This window comes from Glutamicibacter sp. V16R2B1, assembly GCF_005774635.1.
In the GTDB taxonomy this organism is placed as follows: domain Bacteria; phylum Actinomycetota; class Actinomycetes; order Actinomycetales; family Micrococcaceae; genus Glutamicibacter; species Glutamicibacter creatinolyticus.
Genome location: NZ_VATX01000013.1, coordinates 119,176 through 140,950, shown reverse-complemented (window position 1 = coordinate 140,950; position 21,775 = coordinate 119,176). Strand labels below are relative to the sequence as shown.

Below are 21,775 nucleotides of genomic sequence, written 5' to 3'. Positions count from 1 at the left end.
GGTGGTGAAGCCCTGGTGGGCCGCGCCAATGGCCTCCTGGATCTGGGCGTCGCTGGCGGTGGGGTAGGTTGCCTCTACGACTCCGGTAGCGGGGTTGGTCACTGCATAGGTCGACATGCTGCTCCTTCAACGTTGGGGAATCCGCAAGGCCACCACGGGACGCGGATATATCCCACCATTTCACGGATCGCGTCGGGAAAACAGCGGCAAAAGCCCAGAATGACGTGCCTTAGCGCAGGGCGAACGCCCTAGCCAAGGTCCGCCTGCGCGGCCAGCACCGCATGACTGATCTGCTGGGCCAGGGCCACATCCCGGGCGGTGATCTTCCCGCCCACGTCATGGGAGGTCAAGGCGATCAGCAGCTTGTCATAGCGCCAGTCCACGTCGGGATGGTGCTCGGCCTGCTGCGCCAGTTCGGCGATTTCGGCAAACAGGTCAATCGCCTGCTGCGCGCTGGCACAGGCAACCCGGGTCCGCAGCGTGCCCGCCTCATAGCTCCAGCCGGGCAGGCGCTGCAGGTTGCGCTCCAGCTCCTCGGTGTTCAGCACTTCGTCAGGGGACATGGCTCTCCTCGGCTTCACAGTGAATCAGGCCAGGACGGTGTTCGGGCGGTCAGATGCTTCCAGTGTGCCACCCGATGCGTCCGGTGTGGGGAATAGACCCGCACCCGGAAGAACGCGGGCAGCCGGGAAAGCGGACGCAACATCGTTAACTTGCCCTAGAAAATAGAGGGACATATCACTAGAATGAAAATAATTTCCCGCTAGATGAAAGTTGGTTTTCCCATGGCTGCAGTCTCCACTCCCCTGCAGACCGGCGCGCAGGCTCCGGCGTTCACCCTGAAGAACAGCGAGGGTCAGGACGTCTCGCTCTCGGACTACGCCGGCAAGTCCGTCATTGTCTACTTCTACCCGAAGGCCGCAACCCCGGGCTGCACCACCGAGGCCTGCGAATTCCGGGACAACCTGAACTCGCTGCAGGGCGCCGGCTACAGCGTGCTGGGCATCTCCCCGGACAGCCCGCAGGACATTGCCAAGTTCGCCGCCGATGAGTCCCTGACCTTCCCGCTGCTCTCCGACCCGGACAACGAGGTCGCCAAGGCCTACGGCTCATACGGTGAAAAGACCGTCAACGGCAACACCTTCGATGGCACCCTGCGCTCCACCGTCGTGGTCGATGCCCAGGGGAACATCAGCCACGCCGAATACGGCGTGGATGCCCAGGGCCACGTGGCCCGGCTGCGCGACACCCTCGGGGTGTAGCACGGCCGCGCTTCCAGTAAATTGAAGCGCCTGAGCAACGATGCCGCGGGTGGACTAAGAATTCCTTCGCCCACCCGCGGCATTTGCGTTCCCTGCCCGGCAATCCCAGGGATGGTGCGCCCGGACCTAGCCCAGCTGGACCTGCTCCAGCTCCCGGTGTCCCTCTAGGAGGTACCCGTCCATTTCCTTCTCCGGCACCATCGCCCCACCGGTGGACCACACCAGGTGCGTGGCGTTGGCCCACTGGGTTTCGCTCAGCCCGCTGGTTCCACGGAAATCGGGATCGCCCGCCACCCGCCAGGGCAGCAGCAGACCGGCCGTGGCCGAGGGTTCCACCCGAATGTCCTCGCAGTCAGCCAGCAGCGCGGTCAGGGCGAGCATCCTCTGGTCGGTGACCGTCGCATAGCCATCCACCACGTCGGCGAGCGCCCGGCCCACCAGCTCAGAGGGACGCGCCACCGCCAGGCCATCGGCCGCGGTCTTGCCGTCCAATCCCAGGTCGAACGCGCTGATCCGCTCATGCAGACCGGTCCGGACCCCCAGCGTCACCGCCGGGGAATGCGTGGGTTCGGCGAAGAAGCAACGCACCGCATCCCCAAATAGGTGCTTCAGCCCGAAGCTCACTCCCCCGGGGCTGCCGCCGACCCCGCACGGCAGGTACACCATCAGGGGATGTTCCTGGTCGATCCGCACCTCCAGCGCCCTGAGCTGACCGGCCAGCCGGTGCGCGGCCGCGGAATACCCGGCGAACAGGGCCATCGAGTTCTCGTCATCCACAAAGTGCACGCTCGGATCGGCCTCCGCTTCGGCCCGCCCGGCGTCCACCGCCTCGGTGAAGTCCCCGGGATGTTCCACCACGCTCACGCCCCGGGAACGCAGCAGCTCCTTCTTCCAGGAGCGCGCGTCGGCGGACATGTGCACGGTGGTGCGCAGCCCCAGCGCGGCGGCCGCCACCCCGATGGAAAGACCCAGGTTTCCGGTGGAGCCGACCATGATTCCGTGATCCCCGAGCACCTGGCGCACGTCCGCGTCGGCGAACCGTGCGTAGTTGTCCGTGGGTTTGAGCACCCCGGAGTCCACCGCGATCCGTTCGGCCACCTGCAGCACCTCGTGGATCCCGCCGCGGGCCTTGATCGAACCGGCCACCGGCAGCATGTCGTCCCGCTTCATCCACAACTTGCCCGGCAGCTGGCTTCCCAGGCGGTCATCCAGCTCGGCCTGCAGGTGGTGCAGTCCGTGCACCGGGGATTCGATAATGCCGTAGCTGATCGAGGTTTCCGGGAATTGGCGCACGAACCAGGGGGCAAAGCGCTCAAACCGCCGTCGGGCGTCCTCGATCAGCTCGGCGTCCAGTCCGCTGGAGTCAAGGGCCTGCGCGGTCGGGGTGTGGCTCTGACGGAACCACAGTGTCTCCTTGCCCTGCGACATGGCTTCGACCACCGGGTCTTCCAGCAGCTTGTCGATGTTGAGTGTCATCGTGTCCGTGGTCCTTTCCAGGGTTGGCACTAAGCGGTCCTGCTGCCAGTGTAACCACGGGCAGCAGGACCGCTCAGTGCCGTTTCCGGGCGTTCGGCGGACGCACATGTTGCTTTTTGGTCCCGCGAATAAATTAGGTCAGTCCCGGCCTTCGGGGCGCTCCGGCTGCTGTTCCCCGCTCAGCTCCTCGGCCTGCTCGGCAAGTTCGGCCGCTTCCTGCTTCTCCTGTTCGGCAGCGTTCGTTTCCTCTTCCTGCAGTTCCTCCACATGTTCAATGTCTTCACGGGCCTGGGGCACCGGATCGCTGGTTTCCCTGCCGGTCCACACCTTCACCACCCGCCACCCCGCCGCGGTCAACGGCACGGCCACCACCGCACCGACGATTCCGCCCAGCACGGTTCCGGCGGTCAAGGCCATCAACACCACCAGGGGATGCAGGCTCAGGGTGTGCGCCATGACCACCGGCTGCAGGAAGTGGCCCTCCAGCTGGTTCACCAGGATCACCGCGGCCAGCACAATCAGCGCGCTGACCGGACCGTTGGTCACCAGCGCCACCAGGGTTGCCAGCACCCCCACCACGGTCGCGCCGACCAGCGGAATGAAGGAGCCGAGGAAGACAACCACCCCCAGCGGCAGCGCCAGCGGTATCTGCAAAATCAGCAGGGTGAGGGTGATGCCTGCGGTGTCCACGGCGGCCACGATCGCGGTGCCGCGAATATAGCCGCCAAACGTGTGCAGCGCCCGGTCCCCGGAAAGAATCCAGGTGTGCCGGAAGTGGGCGGGCGTCCAGGAGACAAAGAACGCCCAGATCTTGTCACCGTCCTTGAGGAAGAAGAACAGGATGACCAGCAGCAGGATCGTTCCGGTGACCAGGCTGCCGGCGGCGGTGAGGGTGTGCAGCGCCCCGGTCCCGAATTCGGAACTGGTGATGAACGAGGTCACCCGTTGCACCGCGTCATCCAGCTGTTGCCCGTCAATGCTGAACGGCAGTCCGCCCACCACGTTTTGGACGGTGGAGTTCAGCTGGTTGAACCCCTCCACGGCCTGCTCGACCAGGGTGGGCCACTGGTTTATGACCGAGAACACCAGCCCGGTGCCGATGCCTCCCAGGATCAGCAGCGCGCCAAGGAAGACGGTCCACGCGGCCAAGAGCGGGGACATGACCCGGCGCAGCCGAATCACCAACGGCCACAAGGCGCAGGAGAGGATCACGGCGATGAGGGTGGGAATCACGATCAGGGTCAGCCGCAGCATCCCCAGGACCACCAGCCCCGCAATCACGCCGATGATCAGCAGCTGCAGGCACCGGGTGCCGAGCCTGCCCAGCGGGTCGGTCCACAATCCCTGGAAGGTCACCGCGGGGCGCTCAACCGAGGCCCACGCCTGTTCATCCAGCGGGGAGGACTCCACCCGTGTTTTCCTGCTGCCTGATGTACGCCTGCGAAAGAAAGCCATGGTCGCTCCTACCATCGGCCAATAGTGGGTCGGGCAGCAGTCGCGCCCGCTAGGTCCTGCACTGCCGGTTCAGTCGAGCACCGTTCCCCTCGACATCACCGTTTCATCTTCCTGCCGCCGCAGATGCAGCGGCGCTGCACCCCGCAACCGCCTATTCGCGGCCGGACTCGGCCTCGGTGCAAATGCACAGCCGGTTGCCCTGCTTGTCCGTGACAATCACCCAGCTTGGCGCGTACTCGTAGTTGAACTCCGCGTCGGTGCTTTTCAGCGTTTCCAGCAGGTCGCCACTGTGGCTGTGGGGCACCGTCACATCAACGTGGAATCGGTTCTGGTTCGGCGTCTGGGTCTCCTGGAACCAGATGGCCGGGCCACGGCCATGCGGGTCGGTCAGCGCACCGTCCGCCGCCTGTTCATAGCCCAGGGCAGCCTGCCAGATCTTGGAGATCTGTTGCGGGTTTTCGGTATCGATGGCGATTTCCACCGTCCGGACCAGGCCCAGGTCCACTTGGGCACCAAAGTTTTCGGCCTGGTCGGAGATCTGGGTGGCCAGGGTGAAGTCCCGTGATGTCACGCCGCCGACATCGTGGGACACCAGGTTGACGAACACCGTGTCATAACGCCAGTCGACGTCCGGATGATGTCCGGCTTCCTCGGCCAGCGCGCCAATCGCCGACACGAGCTGAATCGCGGCGGCCGAGCTCGGGCACTTGAAAGCGGTCCGCAGGGACCCCAGCCCGTAGCGCCAGTGCGGCAATTGTGAGAGCCGTGCCTGGATTTCGTCTGTTGACAGCACATCTTTGCCTGACATTGTTCTTGCCTCTCTGCGGATGGAGCCAACGACCGTGACCATGATGGCCACGGTCGTTCTCAGCTTGCCGCGCCCCTGGAAAAGAAAGAAGGCCCTTTAGCCAATTGCCAGCGTTGCGCGTCCAACGCGCCGTCGCTTGTCGAAGCAAGCCTCCGCCCCCTGTCCCGGTCTACATACCCAGCAGGAGGATCTTCTCCATCGCTACCGAGATCGGCAGGCGGACCAGCAGGCCCGGCAGGTCCTGCCAGTGCTCGGGGTTGAGGTTCGCGCCGTTCGCGCCGAGGCTCCCGCTGGAAAGATTCAGTTCGGCCAACCGGCCCTCGAACCAATCCTCACGCCTTGCCCACTTCGCCTTGCTCCGGCAGCGCTCCACGACGCTTTCAAGCTTCGCGTGCAGTAGACAGTACAGTTCCGGGGTAAACCCGGCGCGCATCCACTTGTTGATGTACCGTTCCGTGTCATGCCCGCGATACAGTTCGCCATCCAGCAGCATTGCGGACCGTTGGCTCTTGACGATGAGCCAATTTCCCTTCGGACGCGGGACGTACGGTGGAGCGTACGGGTTTTCCAACAGTGCGGCATCCCACCGCAGGTCCAGTTGTTTCCTTACCGTTGGTTCATTTCCCTTGACGCCTGCCGGCAGACCGTACTTGTCGACCGGAATCTCTAGCGGGCCTCCCCGAACCAGCTCGGCCCGGCCGTCGGCACGCAGTCTCATGGCCTGATAGATCTTCGCGGCCGATTCCGTGCCAACAACATCATCACCGTAAAGCTCCCGGCGCCAGACCTCGAAGTCCTGCGCATGTTCCTTGTTGAAGTTCTCGTGCTGGCTGCGTTCGTTTTCAGACAATTGTTGTTCCCCTCGCATGGGAGGACCCGGCGACGGAGGATTTATCTCCGCCGCGGCATCCACCGACTTGCCCGGCGGCTGGTGCCGCGGACCGGTTCTTCCCCTGGGGCACCCCGCTCGGTTGAGGAGGGTTGCCGTGCAGCAAGCCAGGTACTTATCGCTGCAGCTCGTGAACCTGGGAATCATCCTATGCGTCCGGGCCGACGGTTTGGCGTCCTCGTAGGCCGCGATTGCTCACTGTGGATTGTTCATTATCGAAGGAACGGTCCACTTGTCACCTAATTCGTGTTTCTAGCGCTGCAGCCGAGGGTCTTCTGTCGGATCCGTGTACGGGGCGGGGCAGCCCTGGCTGACCGCTTCGGGGCGCAGCTCAAAGTGCCACGGCTCATTTTCGTACACCGTGCACAGTCCGTAGTAGCGACCGTGCTGGTCTAGCCATGCCCGCGCGTCATAGGATCCGATGTCTATCGCGTTGCCGGAAACATGCGGTGAAGTCTGCGCAGTTGCAACCCACCGGGCGGCTTCACGCTTCGACCCGTACCGGTCTACCGCTTCGTCCAGCAGCTGCTGCTGAAATGCTTCCGATCGCCAGCCACTGTTGACGATGAACTTGATGTCATCCTTGGCGGCGTCGTCTGCTGCCTCATTCATCGCCTCGCGCAGGTCCGGACTCAAGTAGTGCACGGCTGGCATCCGGGACTTCAGCGTGGTTCCTGAAGGCACATCCCCGCCAGCCACCCCTAACGAACCTGCCCTTGGTTCTTGTTCTCCCTGGACCACCGACGTCACGGTTGCCGCCATGGATGAGGGGCTCCAGTCACCGCGGGTTCCGAGCGTTAGGGCCAACGCAAGCACCCACAGGGTGGTAAGCAGCGCCAGAAGCACCAGGATGATTTTGGTCAGGAGGGATTTCTTGCGGCTCTTGGCCGGTCGCATTTTTCTCATGGAACCAGTCAAGGCGGCGTCCTGTTGCCGGGCCGTATCGAAATTTTGATATGCCCGCAATATGTTCCGGCTCGTACGATTGGGGCTATGCGTGTACTGATCGTCGAGGACGAACTCCTGATGGCGGAGGCGATCCGTGACGGATTGCGCTTGGAAGCCATCGCTGCAGATATTGCCGGGGACGGTGATACGGCCTTGGAACTTTTGGAGATCAATGCCTACGACATCGCCATCCTCGACCGTGACATTCCCGGCCCCTCCGGTGATGAAGTGGCCCGTTCCATCGTGGCCTCCGGTACCGGTTTGCCGATCCTGATGCTGACCGCTGCCGACCGGCTCGATGAGAAGGCCTCAGGTTTTGAATTGGGGGCGGATGACTACCTGACGAAGCCATTTGAGCTCCAGGAACTGGTGATGCGCCTGCGGGCATTGAGTCGGCGCCGGGCTCATCACCGCCCTCCGGTCCGCGAAATAGCTGGAGTAAGGCTGGATCCCTTTCGCCGCGAGGTTTACCGAGAAGGCCGCTATGTGGCTTTAACACGCAAGCAGTTCGCGGTATTGGAAGTCCTCATGGGGGCGGAAGGCGGAGTGGTCAGCGCGGAGGAGCTGCTGGAACGAGCATGGGATGAGAATGCCGATCCCTTCACCAATGCGGTGCGCATTACGGTCTCAGCCTTGCGGAAACGTCTGGGCGAACCGTGGGTGATCGCAACAGTTCCAGGGGTCGGATATCGCGTCGAAGCCCCGGACAATGAAGTACCTATGGGGTTGGACAGTGAATAAGCCAAAAGGACTGAGCGTGCGACTGAAGCTCACTTTAAGCTACGTCGGTTTTCTGATGTTGGCTGGCGCGCTGCTGCTCACCGCCGTCTGGGTTTTCCTGCTGCGCTATGTTCCCGAGGGGAACATCGACAGCGCTAGAGGTTTCGTCCCGAACCGCTCGGATCTACTTGATGCCTTTGGACCCGCGGCCACCGGCGTGCTGCTCTTCCTGCTGGTTTTTGGGCTCATTGGAGGCTGGTTCCTCGCCGGTCGGATGCTTGCCCCCTTGGATCGCATCACGCAAACCACCCGCGCAGTGGCCGAGGGCGACCTCGCCCGTCGGATTCACCTCCCTGGTCGCAACGATGAATTCGGGGAGCTTGCTGAAGCCTTCGACACCATGCTGGAGGAAGTGGAAGCACACGTCGCGGAGCAGCAACGATTCGCCGCCAATGCGTCCCACAAATTGCGCACCCCATTGGCCATCACCCAAACACTGTTGGATGTCGCCGGCAAAGAGACGGACATAGACACCGGTGAGCTCCTCCAGCGGTTGGGGACAGTCAACAAGCGGGCCATCGAACTGACCGAGTCGCTGCTGTGGCTGACCCGAGCCGGACAGAAGTCCTTTACCCCAGAAATAGTCGACCTGTCGTTGCTGGTCGAAGAAGCCACCGAAACCCTGCTGCCCCTGGCAGAAAAACGCCTCGTTGGCTTGGAAGTCGCCAGCGAGGTTGCGACCACCCACGGCTCTCCCCCGCTGCTGCAACAGCTGATCATCAACCTGATTCACAACGCAATTGTGCACAATCTGCCTGAGAACGGAACGGTGTGGATCAGCACTGGAAACGCGGCAGGAAAGGGCATTTTGACGGTGGAGAATACGGGCGAGCACCTGCCGCCCGAGCTGGTGAACACACTGACAGAGCCATTCCAGCGCAGCGCCAAGCGCGCACGGTCAGACGACGAAGCGGGTGTCGGCCTGGGACTGGCGATCGCCGCCAGCATTGTCAAAGCCCACCACGGTTCGCTCTCGTTGACGGCGCGTACTTCTGGCGGACTGCGGATTGTCGTTGAGTTACCGGGATAGCGTTGCAGAGCCGGTCATTTAAAAGAACGTGTAAGTGCATAAGAGGCACGGAAGCAAGAAGTTCTCTTGCTTCCGTGCCTCGCTAAGGGGCTGGCTTAGTTGCCCGGTAGGGGCTAGGCCCGGGGGTTCACAATAATCTTCACGTGATGCTCATTGTTGTTGATGAGCTGGTCAAAGCCTTCGGAGACCAGCTCGTCCAGGCCAATGCGTCCGGTTATGAACGGAGCCAGATCAAGCTTGCCGCTGGAGACCAACTCGATGGTGTCCGGGTGATCGTTGGCGTATCCGATGGTTCCGCGTAGATCGATTTCCTTCAGCACCAGGTTCGGCATATCGACCTCGGGCTTGCGACCCCAGATCGAGACGTTCACAATCACACCCGCTGGCCGCACGGCGTCGATCAGCATGTCCAGAACGACCGGTACCGAGGAGCACTCGAAACCGACGTCAGCACCCTTACCGCCGGTCAGTTCACGGATCTTTTCCGCAACATCCACCTCACGGGGATCAAAGATCTCATCGGCAACGCCGGTTTCCCGCGCCTTGGCCTTGCGGGCTTCGGAGAGCTCGGAAATGTATACGGTCAGGCCTTCGGCCTTCAGCACTGCGGCGGTCAGCAGACCGATCGGACCTGCACCGCCAACGATGGCGACCTGTCCCGCCTTTGCACCTGAACGAACGAACGCGTGATGTCCCACAGAGAGCGGCTCGATCAAGGCTGCCTGATCCAGCGGAATGTCACCGACTGGGTGTACCCAGCGGCGTTCCACCACGATCTTCTCTGCCAGACCACCCCCGCGGCCACCCAAGCCAATGAAATTCATGTTCTCGGACAGCTGGTAGGGCTGGCCCTCACTGGTATCTACATCGTCACCGATGATGTAGGGCTCAACAACCACATTCTGTCCCACTTCGAGATCCGTGACCCCTTCGCCCAAAGCGGTAATCGTTCCCGAGAACTCGTGGCCCAGGGTGACTGGAGCGGACTCGCCGGAAATCGGATGCGGATGTCCTGCGGGAGGAACGAAAATCGGTCCTTCGAGGTACTCATGCAGGTCGGTACCGCAGATGCCGCACCATGCAACATCAATGGCTACAGTCCCCGGCTGCAGCGTCGGTTCATCGATATCCTCGATGCGGATATCCTTGCGGTCGTAGTAGCGCGCGGCCTTCATTCTTAACTCCTTCGGAGCCGGAGGATGGGCGCAGATTTTGTACTGCGTCGCTGTCGTATTAGACACCGTACTCCGTTTTTCTACATTTAGAGAAGAAAGCGAGCAAGCCCACAATCGCATGCGGGCTACAGAACAAAATGCCCCGAAATAGACGACCAAAAAATGAGTTGTGATTCCTCTGGGAACGTTTACTTGGCCAAGATCCGTGGCGTCTAATGCTCCTTGCGCAATGCATCCAGCCCTAGACGCGAAACCTTTTTTACCTCTCTGCAGGAGGCGCACTTGTCTCAATTATTGCCGTATTATTCCTTGTCAGGATAGATTGGCTGGTGCAGGCAGCCTTTGCACTATGCAGTAATGAGCGTCTTGTCAGGAGAAATTCATATGGCCCGAGACTTGTGGACCGCGGCTGAAGACTGGCGGCTCCGTCACGAGGCCATTGATTGGCTTAAACTCCGAACTAACGACGGCGCAGTACCCCTGACCCGCGAAGAGATCAAAGATTTCATGTTCGATGGTCGACCATTCCCCCTGCAGGCAACGCAGCAAGGAATTCGAAAGCCGCGGCAGTTAGAAGCCGCCCTTTCTATTCAAACCGTCTATCGGTCCCCGGGGCAGCCCAGGCCTTACGAAGACACTATCGGCCCTGACGGTCTAATACGGTACATGTGGCAGGGAGATAACGCTCAAAATCCGGACAATATTGCTCTCCGCAATGCGATGGAGCACCAACTACCCCTGATTTGGTTTATCGGCGTTGGAATAGGGCCGGCCCTCTACCAGGCTGTATGTCCTGTTTACGTCATAGACGAAGAGGAACGTGAGAAAAGATTTGTTATCACTCCGGACAGTGAGGAGCTTCTTTCTCCTCATGCCACCGACCAAAACTCGGTCTTCGAAGAAACGGTCAGAAGGTATCTAAAGCGGGAAACCAAAATCCGTCTACACCAACCTGTTTTCCGTTCGACTGTCTTGCGGGCCTACGAACGCCGCTGTGCAGTATGTAATCTCGGTCATCAAGAGCTGCTAGACGCAGCGCATATCGTCCCGGACTCACATGAACTAGGTATCGCATCAGTTACTAATGGGCTTGCATTGTGCAAAATCCATCACGCCGCATTCGATGCCGCCATTCTCGGCATTAGACCCGACCATGTCGTACAGATCCGGTCAGATCTCCTTGATGAAATTGATGGTCCGATGCTGGAGCACGGCCTTAAAGAACGTCATGGCCAAAAACTCATGATGCTTCCGAACGCGCGTGCAGAACGTCCACGAACTGATCTTTTGGAGATGGCTTACGATCGTTTTCGTAGCGCCAACGTGGCTTAGGGCTCTGACGAAAGGTGCGTTTAAAGACGAACAGGGCTTCATAGAGCCCCGTTCTAAAATTTTATGCCCGCGTTAGAGCTCCACAACCTCAAACTCAAGAAGCGCGTTGTCAGAAGCTACCGGCTTCTGCTTGGAGTGGTCGTGGCCGGCGCGGTTGTCTCGCCAGGTCTCGTAGTCCTCGCGGGTCGCCCACTGGGTGTAAACGAAGTAACGGCTCTCTCCGGCAACTGGACGCAGGAGCTTGAATCCCTCGAAACCCGGAGCGCTATTCACCGAATGCTTGCGTGCCGCGAAGCGCGCTTCGAGTTCCTCTCCGGCACCTTCCGGGACGTTCAAGGCGTTGATGACGACGACAGACATGTCTCTCCTTTCGGCCCCCTTTTGGGGCAACCAGTAGTAGTTTCAGCCTACTCTTCCTGGCTCTTCCTTGACGGTGAGCCGCTTCACATGGTTCGGTAGGTGACCCAAACCGATTAGGGTAGCCGCCTTTCCTCAATGAACGGGACAGTCATCGGCTTCCTGCCGCGCGTATGGAAGAATCCCGTTCGATACGGCCGCGATGGTGAGCCGATTATGCAATGGCGCGAAAGGGTCTTTGGTGGCTGAAACGAAAGAATCGCTGGGCTCCCAGCGATCCGATGTTGCCTGGGTGGTCATCGTCTTCAGTGGGGTGATGGCCGCCCTGCACATCTGGAAACTCCCCTCAGCAATCCCGGTGCTGCAAAACGAACTGGGCATCTCCCTACTCATGTCCGGCGTGCTGCTCGGCGTCGTTCAAGTGGCTGGCATGGTCAGCGGGTTGGCCATGTCTCTTGTCGCTGAACTGATCTCCCAAAGGCACACCATGATTCTGGGGCTGCTCTTACTGTCCGTGGGATCGGCGGCCGGGTCCTTGTCGCAGGACGCGACCCTGCTTTTGATCACCCGCATCATCGAGGGTGCGGGTGTCATCATGGCCAGCGTGATGGGTCCGGGACTGGTGCGTGCCCATGCACCGCTGCACCGCATGAATGTCGCCGTGGGCTGGTGGGCCGCATTCATGGGCATTGCCACCTTTCTGGGCGTACTCGGAACCGCTATCGCACTGCAGTACATCACCTGGCAGACGTGGTGGCTGTTCCTTGCCGCCGCGACACTCATCCCGGTGGTGTTGATTCTCAAGGTCATAGCACCCGACCATCCCGCTGGCAGCGCCGGAGCGAAGGCAGCCCTGACCCGGATTATTGCGACCGCATCCTCGGGTCGGGTGTGGCTCAGCGGCCTCATTTTCGGCTGCTACACCGTTCAGTGGATGGCCATCGTTGGATTCCTGCCCAGCATTTACCGCGAAGACGGACTTTCTCCGGTGATGGGCGGTCTCTTTGCTGCCGTGGTTGGCGGGTTGAACGGCATCGGAGCCATCTGCACCGGCAACCTGCTGCAGAAGGGATTCTCGGCCAAGAAGCTGCTCCTCGCCGCGTTCCTCATCATGGCGACGACTTCCGTGATGACCTTCGCCATCGACTACCCGCCACAATTGATGCTGCTCCAAGTGCTCAGTGTCGGCTCGTTCTCCCTGTGCGGGGCCATGGTGCCAGCGACCATGACGCGCATAGCGGTGGACCTGGCGCCCGAGGGCGGTTCAGCACCCGCGGCCATGGGATTGATGCAGCAGATCTTCAACATCGGAAACTTCACCGGTCCGATGCTGGTGGCCTGGCTGGTGGTGGTGACCGGCAGCTGGTCCTCCTCCTGGTGGGTCAGCGCGTTCTTTGGGGCGCTGGGCATTGGGGCCACCTTGGTGCTGATGCGCAAGGGTTCCCCGTTGCACCAAATCCAGCACGCCCGCTAGTCCCTACTAAGTGCCACGACCTGAATAGTTGCTGACCCCCTCTTGCGTACCGGGTCCACGGGTGCAATCGTGGCCAGTGGATCCCAACGAAAGGAGCAAGACCATGGCCGATTTGTCAGGCAAGAAGGTTCTCGTGGTGGTATCCAACCGCGGAGTGGAGCAAGATGAGCTGAAGAGCCCGGTGCAGACGCTGAAGGATGCCGGGGCCGAGGTCACCATCGCATCCCAGAAGACCGGTGAGGTGCAGAGCCTCGTCAGCGACTGGGATCTGGGTGAGGCTTTCCAGGCGGACGCCGCACTGTCCGAGGTGAATGAAGCGGACTACGACCTGCTGCTGGTGCCCGGCGGCACGCTGAACGCGGACAACCTGCGACTGGATGAGGACGCCCAGCGCATCGCCAAGTCCTTCGCCTCCGGTGGCCGTCCAATCGCCTCAATCTGCCACGGCCCGTGGCTGCTGGTCGAGACCGGCTTGGTCAAGGGCAAGACCCTGACCTCCTACAAGTCCGTCAAGACCGACGTCATCAACGCCGGCGGCACCTGGAAGGACGTTGAGGTATTCCGTTGCCCAGCTGAGAACTGGGTGCTGATCACCTCCCGCAACCCAGGTGACCTTGACGCATTCAACGAGGCGATTATCAAGGAATTGAGCGCCTAGAACTCTTTTCTTTCCGGCTCTGTCGGAAAGAACTCCAAGTGGAGGAGCCACCGTCACGGTGGCTCCTCCACTTGTCCTTGCCGGTGTCCTTTCCGCTTCCGGAGCCCTTCGCGCCCTAACAAGGCACTTCGTCCCGTGGCCTATCCCCCAATCACGAAGTACCCGCCATTTAGGCCATCCACCATGATCCGGTAGTCCTGGTCGGCAATTCTTGCCTGCAGCATCCAGTTCGGCTTCCACACCGTACGCACACAGGACTGCTCCTTGACTCCCCCGCGCCAGGCAAGCTTCGCCTTGCGCATCGATGCGGTGCGCACCAGCGCCGCCGCCTTGTGTCGGGCGGTTTCAAAGTCAATGGTGTTCCACTTCGGGTCCTTGACCTTCGCCAGGTCCAGGCCCGCCGCGTCCTCCAGGCGCCACGGGTCACTCAAGAACGCCTTGCCGGAGTAGTAGTCCACCAGCACGTGGGCGGCGCGCTGCCGCCTGGCCGGCTGCGGGACCTGGAACTGGAACCCGGCGAAGGGGTGGTGCAGCAGGCGCGCGCTGCCGGCGTGCAGCTGCGGCGCCTTGGACTTCAGCACCCGCCAGGCGACCTGCTCATCCACCAGGGTCGTAAGGACCACTTCACTCATGGCGGGCCGCCACTTCCGCCTGGGCCGCCAGGTAGGCGTCCTGGTTCATCAGCATGCGGGCCGGGATGGGGCCCACCTTGGCGGTCTCCTCCAGGGCACGGGCAATGTGCTCGGGCACCGGATGGTTGCGCTGGCTGGCCAGCGAGCCGACGATCATGGCAATGGTGGAGGCCAGGATGCCGGTGACCATCGGGTCGATGCCGGTTGAATCCGGCAGTCCGGACAGCTGCCAGCCCACCGATACCACGGTGCCGGCAATCATTGAGGAAATCGCGCCCACGGTGTTCGCCTTCTTCCACCACACGGCGCAGACATACGCCGGAACGAAGGCGCTGCCCAGCACCGTGGTGGAGAAGATGACCACCGCGGCGACCGCCGGCGGGTCGAAGGCGGCGATCACGTAGCCGATCGCGGCCAGCAGCAGTACGGTGATGCGCGAAACCCACACCATCTGCCCATCGGTCATCTTGCGGTTGATGAACCGGGCATAGATGTCCTGCCCGGCAATCGTGCCGGCCTGCAGCAGCAGGGCATCGGCGGTGGACATGATCGCCGCCATGATCGCGGCCATCACGATGCCCACCGCGAAGCTGGGCAGCACCGCGTCGGCGACCTCGAAGATCGCGATCTCCGGGTTGGCCAGGTTCGGCAGCAGCAGCAGCGCGAACATGCCCACCAGGTAGGGGCCGGGGATGAACAGCAGGTTGAAGATCATTGAGTATGCGCCGGCGGTGCGGGCCACCGAGGGTTTCTTCATGGCCATGTGGCTGACCACCACGTGCGGCCAGCCCATGTAGCCGATGGAGAAGACCAAGAGCGCGCCGAGGATGACGCCCCACTGTCCCTGGAAGCCGAGGTCCGCGCCCCACATGGTCAGCAGGTTCGGGTTGATCTGCCCCACGGCCTCGTTGCCTGCGGTGAAGCCGCCGATGGCGATCAAGGTGGCGATCAGGATCCAGACCATGCCGATGACCATGATGATGGCCTGCACGAAGTCGGTGTAGGCCACCGCCAGGTAGCCGCCGAGGAAGGTGTAGAGCACGATCACGCCGATGGCGATGGCCAGGGCGAGCGGGAAGGACACCCCGGTCACCATCTCCAGGCCACGCCCGCCGGCAATGAACTGGGCCAGGACATAGAAGAACATGCAGAACAGCGCCACCGGTGCGGCGATCAGCCGGATCCACTTGGATGGGTAGCGGTGTTCCAGGTATTCAATGGAGGTGATCGAGCCCAGGATCTGCGAGAGCTTGCGCATCCTGCGGCCCAGCACGGACAGGTTCAGGATGCCGCCGCCCAGGTCACCCAGGGCGTACCACATGCCGAAGTAGCCCTGCGTATAGCCCAGCGAGCCGGCGCCCATGAACATGTAACCGGACATGGAGGAGCTTTGCAGGCGCAGTGCGGTGACCCCGGGGCCCAGGCTGCGCCCGCCCAGCAGGTACCCCTCCGAGTCGGACTGCCCGCGCTTCATCGCCCAGAAGCCGATGCCGGCCATGGCGAGGAAGTAGACAACCAGGAAGGCCAGTTCCAGGCTCATTTCTCCCCTCCCAGGTCCTCGCGCTTCCAGTTGCGGCTGAGCCACATGAACGTGGCGGTGTAGATGACCCAGAACGCCGGAACGCCCAGGATCACCACGACGGTGAATGTCGGCAACCCAAACATCAGCAGTATCCTCCTCGGTACAGCACAACCTGTATGGTGTGAAGGGCATCACAAAATACACTGTGACCGCTAGCTTCGCACAGATGGGAAGGAACTGACAGTGACACACGGTGCGGAATTCGGTTCCAGCCGGACACTTTGTCCGGCCGATGGCATGCCGACCGTTGCCCAGGTGCTCCAGCTTCCACCCGTGCTGACCGGGGATCCCCAGGTGTTCGCGGACCAGCAGAATCTGGCCCGGCCCATCCGATGGGCCCACGTTCTGGAGAACATGATGCCGCGCGACCACCTGCGCGGCGGCGAAATGGTGCTGACCACCGGCATTGGCTGGGGCCCGGCCCCGGATTTCACGCGCTATGTCAGGGACCTGGCCCTGTGCGACGTGCCGCTGCTGGTCTTGGAGCTTGGCACCCCGGTCAGCGAGGCACCGCAGGAACTGGTGCAGGCCTGCCGCGAGGCGGGGCTGGCGCTGGTGATCATGCACCGAAAGGTCGCGTTCGTGGAGATCACCGGCGCCCTGCACGAATGGTTGTTCTCCGAGCAGACCCGGCGCATTGAAGCCGGCGGCACAGTGACCGTGCTGTTCACCGCCTTGATGCAGCGCGGCGCCCCGACCGATAGCATCCTGTCCACCTGCGCCCAGCTGCTGGGAACACCGGTGATCTTGGAGGATCAGGGGTACCATGTCCTGCGCTACGCCCCGAGTTCCACGGCGCCGCAGCAGATATTCGAGTCCTGGCAGGAGCATTCGGGCCGGGAACACCGTGCCGGAAACCCGGGACGGCATGCGGTGCCGGTGACCCTGCACGGCAAGCATTTCGGTTCCCTGATCTGCTCGCTTCAGGCCCAGCATCCCGCCGGAGTGCACCATGTGCTGACCATGGCGGCCGTGGCCATCGGCGTGGACCTGCTGCAGCGTCCCGGGTCCGCGCGCTGGGAACTGGGCACCGGACAACAGCTGCTGGATGACCTGCTGGTGCACAAGAAGGTCTCCGCCACCGAACTTGTCCCCCGCTTTGAAGCCTCCGGCCTGCCAATTCGCGGCAGGATCCTGCATGGTTTCGCCGTAGCCCTCGCTCCACAGGCGGATCCGGGGCCCGCGGCCGAAAGTCTGCGGGAGGCCCTCGCGCCGCATCAGGCCGCGGTGGCCCATCAGGTGGTCAACGGGCGTTCACTGCTCTTCGGCCTGCTGTCGTTGCAGGAGCAGGCCGCGCCTTTCGCGCAGGAAGCCTTCGAACCTGGCGAACACCTGCGGGGGCCGCTGTATCTGGGCCCCGGCTGCCATGAACTGCAGGCGGCGGCCGATTCTCTGCGCCAGGCGCGGGCCGGTTTCGAACTGCATCTGGGAGCGGACGGCGGCAACGTGGTGCACACGGCCGCCGAACCATTGGCCCTGCTCGCCCACGAGCTGCGCCATGAACCGTCCCTGCAGCGCCTGCCCCGGCAGGTGCTGGCTCCAGTCCTCGACCTGCCGCAGCCGCAGCGCACGGAATTCCTGCGGATCCTTGAAGCCTGCGTGGCCCATCCGGCGAACCGGTCACTGGCCGCCAGGCACAGCCTGCTCTCCCGCTCGGTGTTCTACCAGCGCCTGTCACGGCTGGAGGAGCTGCTGGGCATCAGCCTTGATGACCCGAGGCTGCTGACGGTGCTCTCCCTGGCGTTGGCGGTGCACCGGCAGAGCCAGCGATCCGGTAGGCCACCACACCCTTAAGCCGCACCTGTTTTCTTGGACGCCTGGAGTTGCGGGTCTGGCTGGCGGCCGTTGTCCCGGGCCACCGCCAACACCACCCCGATCGCCGCGAGGGAGGTGGCCAGGGAGGACCCACCAAACGAAATGAAGGTGAGCGGCACTCCGGTGACCGGGACCAGGCCGGCCACCATGGCGATATTCAGCACCGCCTGGGCGATCAGCCATATCAAGGTGACCGTACAGAAGCAGCGGGCAAAGACGGAGGTTGAACGCTGCGCAATCCGGTGGATGGATACGGCCAGGAAGGCGAAGATCAGCAAGAAGAACAGCGAGCCGATCAGCCCCATCTCCTCGCCGATGACGGCGAAAATGAAGTCGGTGTGGGCTTCTGGGATCCAGTGCCATTTCTGCCGGCTCTGTCCCATGCCCACGCCCCACAGCCCACCGGAGGCCAATGCGTACTGGCCCTGTAGGTTCTGGTGGCACAGATCCATCCCGTCATCGCAGGCCCGGTTCGCCCAACTCATCAGGCGCACCATGCGGTTCGGGCTGATCAGCGCCGCAATGATCACCACAACGCTGACCCCGCCGAGCACCACCAGCAGTTTGCGCAGCTCCACCCCGGCAATGAAGAGCGTGGCCAGGGTGATCAGCATCAGCACGGCAGCGGTGCCCAAGTCCTTCTCCAGCAACACCAGGGCGATAAACAGCCCATTGCCGACCAGATAAGGGATGGCCAGGTGCTTCCAGTCGTGCAGCAGCCTCCGCTTGGCATCCACAATGTGAGCGGACCACAGCACGCTGGTGAACTTGGCCAGCTCCGAGGGCTGGAAGGTCACCGGCCCCAAACCCAGCCAGCGCCGCGCCCCGTTGACCTCCACCCCCAGCGGTGTCAGCACCAGCACCAGAAGCACCAGGGTCAGCAGGAAGGCCGGCCAGCTCAGCCTGCGCAGCACCCGCACCGGGAAGCGTGACAACACAAACATGGCCGCAACCCCCAAGCCCGCGGCCACCGCCTGTGTGGTCAGCAGGCGGTATGGCGAGGACCGGGTGCTCACCCCGGACGCGGATAGCACCATGACCAGGCCCATGACCGTGAGCAGCAAGGTCATCCCGACAATGATTTGGGCATCGTGGCGGCTGGCCCGTGAGATCCGGGCCGGGGAAGCCGCGGCCTGCCTACTCATTGGCGCACCTCTTCCCGGGCACGGTGCCAGCGGCTCGCCCTGCCGCTCAGAGGGATCTTTGGGACACTGCCAAACACTGCCGCAACCAGCCGCCAAGGTGAAGTACGCATAACCATTCACCCTACTGAGCTACGAGTTAAGCCACTAATAGCCCCAACGGTATGACGCATGCACTTCCCACATGGATCAGAAAATTATCCACGCGGAGCAGGCGCTCAGGACCGGGCAGCGTTCGGCGCCTGCATGATACGGTGAGGCCTTGCTCGCCCCCACTGCCTTGTAGAGGTGCCATCCTTGACCCCCGACTATGAGCCGCTGCTGCTCCCGCCCGGACCGTTGACGGGCCCACGCCTGTCCTCCGGCATCACCATCGCCCAGCTGGATGCGATGATCGCGGTCGTGGATTACGGCTCATTCACCGCGGCGGCCGACATACTGGGCATCTCCCAGCCTTCGTTGTCCCGTCGAATCCGTGCGCTGGAGGATGTCCTGGGGATGGCGGTGTTCATTGCATCGGGCCGGAACATGGTGCTCACCGAACTGGGCCGGGACCTGGTGCCGGCCGGGCGGCGGATTCTTGCGGAGATCGCCTCGATTGACTCCACCATCCACGCCCACCGCAACCTTCTGGCCGGAACACTCAAGGTGGCCGGGCTGCCCTCGCTGATCTCCACGGTGTTGCCGCCCTACCTGGGCCGCTTCCACCATCAGTTCCCCGAGGTGCGGGTGGAAACCTTCACGGTTGAGGATTCGGAGGAGCTGGCCGAGGCCGTGCGGCTTGGCCGGGCCGATTTGGGGTTTGGGGTCAATGAATCCGTCCCGGAGCAGCTGGCTGCCCTGCCGCTGAAGGACCAGAATTTCGCCGCCGTGCTGCCCGAGGCGGCGACCAACGGTTCTGCCGACGTCCTTGACGTGGCGGACCTGCACGGACGCACCCTGGTGACCCTGCCAGAAGGCACCTCCATCCGCGCGGTGACAGAAGGCGTCTATGCCGACTACGGCGTACAACCGGAACAGGTCATCACCACCACTCAACGTGACGCGCTGGTTCAGCTGAGCATCGCGGCCGGCGGCATCACGATTGTGCCCGAGGTGTTGGCTCATTCCGCCTCCTTCCTGGGCGGCCGGGTGGCCCGGCTGCGGACCCCGGCCCGGCGGTCCATCAGCGTGGTCTACCGCGATGAGCGCCACCACGGCCCTGCGCTGACGAATTTCCTGCAGCTGCTGCGGGACTGACTGCTTGTTTCCGGCGTTGATCTGCACCCCGCGCCACGCTGGATGGGATGGCATTTCCACTCATGCGCGGCACGCATGGAAGCTGCCCCTCCGGCTATTGGTGCCGCCCCGTCCACCCGTGATGCCATGGAAATTCTGACTTTGACCAGAAGTGTGTGGACGGAAGGACCCGGCGAGCGTGAACAACCCGCAAGGCATGAAGCGCGGAAGAGCAGCAGGAGGACGGAACCGGGTTCACGCTCCGCGCCGACGGCGCGCGTTGATCAGCATCATTGTTGCGGTGCTGTTCTGCGGCCTGGTCGGCACCACCGCGATGGCGGTGCTGCACCTGCAGCGCAACATCACCACCGCTCCCCTGGGGTCCCGTTTCCCGGCCGAGGACCCTGTCCCGGACGGCGAGCGCAATATCCTGCTGCTCGGGTCGGACGCCCGCGACGAGTCCTCCACGGCCTACGGCTCTGATCACGGGTCGCGGCGCAGTGACGCCATGGTGCTGGTGCATTTCGCGGCCGAGAACGAGCGCATCGATGCGGTGCAGCTGCCGCGGGACACGCTCATGCAGTTGCCGGCCTGTGAGGATCACGGGCACGGGGCCTATCCGGGCGGTTATGGGATGATCAACTCGGCGTTGAACTATGGCCCGGCCTGTTCGGTGGCCGCGGTCGAAGAGCTCAGCGGAGTCAGGATCGATAACTTCATCGAGCTGGACTTCGAGGGATTCATTACCGTCGTTGACGCCCTGGATGGCGTGCCGGTGTGCCTGCCCGAGGCGCTGAAGGACCCGAAGGCGAAGCTGGATCTTCCCGCAGGCCAGCAGACCGTCAACGGCAAAGATGCCCTGGCCCTGGCCCGGACCCGCCACGCCGTCGGGGATGGCAGCGATATCGCCCGCATGGATCACCAGCAGATGGTCATGTCCGCCATCGTGCAGCATGTGACCAGCCGGGAGGTGCTCACGCGCCCCGACCGGCTGTACTCCTTCTTGGATGCCGCCACTTCCGCGATGACCGTAGATCCCGGCCTGGAATCACTGAGCAGTCTGGTTTCCCTGGCCAGGCAGCTGGCCGACGTTCCCACCTCGCAGATCTCGTTCTTGACCATGCCGTGGAGCCCGGCACCGCAGAACCCTAACCGGGTTGTCCCTTCTGCTGAAGCCCAGACGGTTTTTGCGTCGCTGCGCGCTGACCGTCCACTGTCCGGCGAGGAGAAGAAGGCGAAGCAGAAGCAGAAAGCCGAGCCGGTGCGGTCGGCGCCGGTGAGGATCACGAACGGTGCCGGGCTCAGTGGGCTGGCCGCAGAGTATTCCGCCGAGGTCAGCGCCGTGGGCCACACCGTCAGTGGGATCGACACCGCACCGCAGCTGCAGGCGTCCACCGTCCTGCTGGTTGACGGCAGCGACGCGGCCTTGGCGACGGCGACGACCCTGGCCAGTGACCTGCACCTGGACCTCACGCCCCAGGTGGGCGCGGCATCAGGAGTGCAGCTGGTCCTGGGCCAGAACATTGACCAACTGGATCAAGAGACCGCAGCACCGCAGAGGACCCCCGAAGCAAAGGAAAGGCCCACCCCACGCTCGGCCGACGCCGGATTGTGTTCCGGTTAGCAGGTCAATGACCACCGGCGGTAGGCACCCCGGGAGGCAGGAATAGCAGGGTTTCGGGGTTTGCGGAAGACTTCACGCAGTGAGAATAACCCGGTCCAGAATCGTCCCGCAGACAAGA

21 protein-coding genes and 1 riboswitch are annotated in these 21,775 nt (G+C 62.8%); of the genes, 9 read left to right on the top strand and 12 right to left on the bottom strand.

Annotation, left to right across the window (positions count from 1 at the left end; all coding sequences use genetic code 11):
- Positions 1–248: 248 nt before the first annotated feature.
- A complete protein-coding gene (locus tag FDN03_RS09665; RefSeq protein ID WP_054820602.1) occupies positions 249–563 on the bottom strand; it encodes a 4a-hydroxytetrahydrobiopterin dehydratase in 315 nt (104 codons plus the stop codon).
- 222 nt (positions 564–785) lie between these two features.
- Between FDN03_RS09665 and bcp the strand changes: the two genes are divergently transcribed.
- On the top strand, positions 786–1,262 hold the full coding sequence (gene bcp, locus FDN03_RS09660) for a thioredoxin-dependent thiol peroxidase (RefSeq protein WP_138176387.1): 477 nt from the start codon (positions 786–788) through the stop codon (positions 1,260–1,262).
- 126 nt (positions 1,263–1,388) lie between these two features.
- On the opposite strand, the gene FDN03_RS09655 is transcribed toward bcp, so the two are convergent.
- From FDN03_RS09655 to FDN03_RS09635, 5 genes are all read right to left on the bottom strand, one after another.
- The gene (locus FDN03_RS09655; protein ID WP_138176385.1) at positions 1,389–2,738 is read right to left on the bottom strand and encodes a D-serine ammonia-lyase; all 1,350 of its coding nucleotides are present in this window, start codon (positions 2,736–2,738) and stop codon (positions 1,389–1,391) included.
- 138 nt (positions 2,739–2,876) lie between these two features.
- Complete coding sequence (locus FDN03_RS09650; RefSeq protein ID WP_249354480.1) at positions 2,877–4,148, bottom strand: AI-2E family transporter; 1,272 nt, start codon at positions 4,146–4,148, stop codon at positions 2,877–2,879.
- A gap of 196 nt (positions 4,149–4,344) precedes the next feature.
- Entirely contained in the window at positions 4,345–5,043 is a 699-nt protein-coding gene (locus tag FDN03_RS09645) for a 4a-hydroxytetrahydrobiopterin dehydratase (RefSeq protein WP_249354484.1), read from the bottom strand.
- A 127-nt stretch (positions 5,044–5,170) separates the two neighbouring features.
- Positions 5,171–5,851 carry a hypothetical protein gene (locus tag FDN03_RS09640; protein WP_138176381.1) on the bottom strand — a complete coding sequence of 227 codons (681 nt, stop codon included), beginning with the start codon at positions 5,849–5,851 and terminating at the stop codon, positions 5,171–5,173.
- Positions 5,852–5,909: 58 nt separating this feature from the next.
- Positions 5,910–6,026, bottom strand: a riboswitch (SAM riboswitch).
- A 116-nt stretch (positions 6,027–6,142) separates the two neighbouring features.
- Positions 6,143–6,808 carry a M15 family metallopeptidase gene (locus FDN03_RS09635; RefSeq protein ID WP_249354478.1) on the bottom strand — a complete coding sequence of 222 codons (666 nt, stop codon included), beginning with the start codon at positions 6,806–6,808 and terminating at the stop codon, positions 6,143–6,145.
- Positions 6,809–6,883: 75 nt separating this feature from the next.
- Between FDN03_RS09635 and FDN03_RS09630 the strand changes: the two genes are divergently transcribed.
- Positions 6,884–7,579, top strand: coding sequence for a response regulator transcription factor (locus FDN03_RS09630; protein WP_138176379.1), 696 nt, complete (start codon positions 6,884–6,886; stop codon positions 7,577–7,579).
- Positions 7,580–7,595: 16 nt separating this feature from the next.
- A complete protein-coding gene (locus FDN03_RS09625) occupies positions 7,596–8,648 on the top strand; it encodes a HAMP domain-containing sensor histidine kinase (protein WP_349291711.1) in 1,053 nt (350 codons plus the stop codon).
- Between the two features lie 113 nt (positions 8,649–8,761).
- On the opposite strand, the gene FDN03_RS09620 is transcribed toward FDN03_RS09625, so the two are convergent.
- A complete protein-coding gene (locus FDN03_RS09620) occupies positions 8,762–9,823 on the bottom strand; it encodes a 2,3-butanediol dehydrogenase (RefSeq protein WP_138176375.1) in 1,062 nt (353 codons plus the stop codon).
- Positions 9,824–10,180: 357 nt separating this feature from the next.
- Between FDN03_RS09620 and FDN03_RS09615 the strand changes: the two genes are divergently transcribed.
- On the top strand, positions 10,181–11,155 hold the full coding sequence (locus FDN03_RS09615) for an HNH endonuclease (RefSeq protein WP_249354476.1): 975 nt from the start codon (positions 10,181–10,183) through the stop codon (positions 11,153–11,155).
- A 72-nt stretch (positions 11,156–11,227) separates the two neighbouring features.
- Here the strand turns inward: FDN03_RS09615 and FDN03_RS09610 are convergent, their stop codons facing one another.
- Positions 11,228–11,515, bottom strand: a complete 288-nt coding sequence (locus FDN03_RS09610; RefSeq protein WP_138176373.1) for an antibiotic biosynthesis monooxygenase — start codon at positions 11,513–11,515, stop codon at positions 11,228–11,230.
- 238 nt (positions 11,516–11,753) lie between these two features.
- On the opposite strand from FDN03_RS09610, the gene FDN03_RS09605 reads away from it, so the two are divergent.
- Together FDN03_RS09605 and FDN03_RS09600 are read left to right on the top strand one after the other, a co-directional pair.
- Positions 11,754–12,986, top strand: a complete 1,233-nt coding sequence (locus tag FDN03_RS09605; RefSeq protein ID WP_249354474.1) for an MFS transporter — start codon at positions 11,754–11,756, stop codon at positions 12,984–12,986.
- 103 nt (positions 12,987–13,089) lie between these two features.
- Complete coding sequence (locus tag FDN03_RS09600; protein ID WP_138176369.1) at positions 13,090–13,644, top strand: type 1 glutamine amidotransferase domain-containing protein; 555 nt, start codon at positions 13,090–13,092, stop codon at positions 13,642–13,644.
- 140 nt (positions 13,645–13,784) lie between these two features.
- Here FDN03_RS09600 and FDN03_RS09595 read toward each other — a convergent pair whose 3' ends face one another.
- From FDN03_RS09595 to FDN03_RS16940, 3 genes are read right to left on the bottom strand one after another with little or no spacing between them, the layout of a single operon-like run.
- Positions 13,785–14,276 carry a hypothetical protein gene (locus tag FDN03_RS09595; protein ID WP_138176367.1) on the bottom strand — a complete coding sequence of 164 codons (492 nt, stop codon included), beginning with the start codon at positions 14,274–14,276 and terminating at the stop codon, positions 13,785–13,787.
- The gene (locus tag FDN03_RS09590; protein WP_138176365.1) at positions 14,269–15,816 is read right to left on the bottom strand and encodes a sodium/proline symporter; all 1,548 of its coding nucleotides are present in this window, start codon (positions 15,814–15,816) and stop codon (positions 14,269–14,271) included. Before FDN03_RS09590 ends, FDN03_RS09595 begins: the two co-directional genes overlap by 8 nt.
- On the bottom strand, positions 15,813–15,941 hold the full coding sequence (locus FDN03_RS16940; protein ID WP_279402284.1) for a hypothetical protein: 129 nt from the start codon (positions 15,939–15,941) through the stop codon (positions 15,813–15,815). Before FDN03_RS16940 ends, FDN03_RS09590 begins: the two co-directional genes overlap by 4 nt.
- Positions 15,942–16,041: 100 nt before the next feature.
- On the opposite strand from FDN03_RS16940, the gene FDN03_RS09585 reads away from it, so the two are divergent.
- A complete protein-coding gene (locus tag FDN03_RS09585) occupies positions 16,042–17,652 on the top strand; it encodes a PucR family transcriptional regulator (RefSeq protein ID WP_171021200.1) in 1,611 nt (536 codons plus the stop codon).
- Here FDN03_RS09585 and ftsW read toward each other — a convergent pair.
- Positions 17,649–18,818, bottom strand: a complete 1,170-nt coding sequence (gene ftsW, locus FDN03_RS09580) for a putative lipid II flippase FtsW (RefSeq protein WP_138176361.1) — start codon at positions 18,816–18,818, stop codon at positions 17,649–17,651. The genes FDN03_RS09585 and ftsW overlap by 4 nt on opposite strands.
- A 294-nt stretch (positions 18,819–19,112) precedes the next feature.
- Between ftsW and FDN03_RS09575 the strand changes: the two genes are divergently transcribed.
- A complete protein-coding gene (locus FDN03_RS09575) occupies positions 19,113–20,054 on the top strand; it encodes a LysR family transcriptional regulator (RefSeq protein WP_171021199.1) in 942 nt (313 codons plus the stop codon).
- A 259-nt stretch (positions 20,055–20,313) separates the two neighbouring features.
- The gene (locus FDN03_RS09570; protein ID WP_138176359.1) at positions 20,314–21,657 is read left to right on the top strand and encodes an LCP family protein; all 1,344 of its coding nucleotides are present in this window, start codon (positions 20,314–20,316) and stop codon (positions 21,655–21,657) included.
- Positions 21,658–21,775: the final 118 nt, after the last annotated feature.

What these genes read in the sequence shown, in the direction of transcription:
- FDN03_RS16940 (WP_279402284.1), bottom strand. Translation starts at nt 15,941, where the DNA reads ATGTTTGGGTTGCCGACATTCACCGTCGTGGTGATCCTGGGCGTTCCG.
- bcp (WP_138176387.1), top strand. Translation starts at nt 786, where the DNA reads ATGGCTGCAGTCTCCACTCCCCTGCAGACCGGCGCGCAGGCTCCGGCG.
- FDN03_RS09655 (WP_138176385.1), bottom strand. Translation starts at nt 2,738, where the DNA reads ATGACACTCAACATCGACAAGCTGCTGGAAGACCCGGTGGTCGAAGCC.
- FDN03_RS09620 (WP_138176375.1), bottom strand. Translation starts at nt 9,823, where the DNA reads ATGAAGGCCGCGCGCTACTACGACCGCAAGGATATCCGCATCGAGGAT.
- FDN03_RS09610 (WP_138176373.1), bottom strand. Translation starts at nt 11,515, where the DNA reads ATGTCTGTCGTCGTCATCAACGCCTTGAACGTCCCGGAAGGTGCCGGA.
- FDN03_RS09600 (WP_138176369.1), top strand. Translation starts at nt 13,090, where the DNA reads ATGGCCGATTTGTCAGGCAAGAAGGTTCTCGTGGTGGTATCCAACCGC.
- FDN03_RS09590 (WP_138176365.1), bottom strand. Translation starts at nt 15,816, where the DNA reads ATGAGCCTGGAACTGGCCTTCCTGGTTGTCTACTTCCTCGCCATGGCC.
- FDN03_RS09630 (WP_138176379.1), top strand. Translation starts at nt 6,884, where the DNA reads ATGCGTGTACTGATCGTCGAGGACGAACTCCTGATGGCGGAGGCGATC.
- FDN03_RS09595 (WP_138176367.1), bottom strand. Translation starts at nt 14,276, where the DNA reads ATGAGTGAAGTGGTCCTTACGACCCTGGTGGATGAGCAGGTCGCCTGG.
- ftsW (WP_138176361.1), bottom strand. Translation starts at nt 18,818, where the DNA reads ATGAGTAGGCAGGCCGCGGCTTCCCCGGCCCGGATCTCACGGGCCAGC.
- FDN03_RS09665 (WP_054820602.1), bottom strand. Translation starts at nt 563, where the DNA reads ATGTCCCCTGACGAAGTGCTGAACACCGAGGAGCTGGAGCGCAACCTG.
- FDN03_RS09645 (WP_249354484.1), bottom strand. Translation starts at nt 5,043, where the DNA reads ATGGTCACGGTCGTTGGCTCCATCCGCAGAGAGGCAAGAACAATGTCA.
- FDN03_RS09615 (WP_249354476.1), top strand. Translation starts at nt 10,181, where the DNA reads ATGAGCGTCTTGTCAGGAGAAATTCATATGGCCCGAGACTTGTGGACC.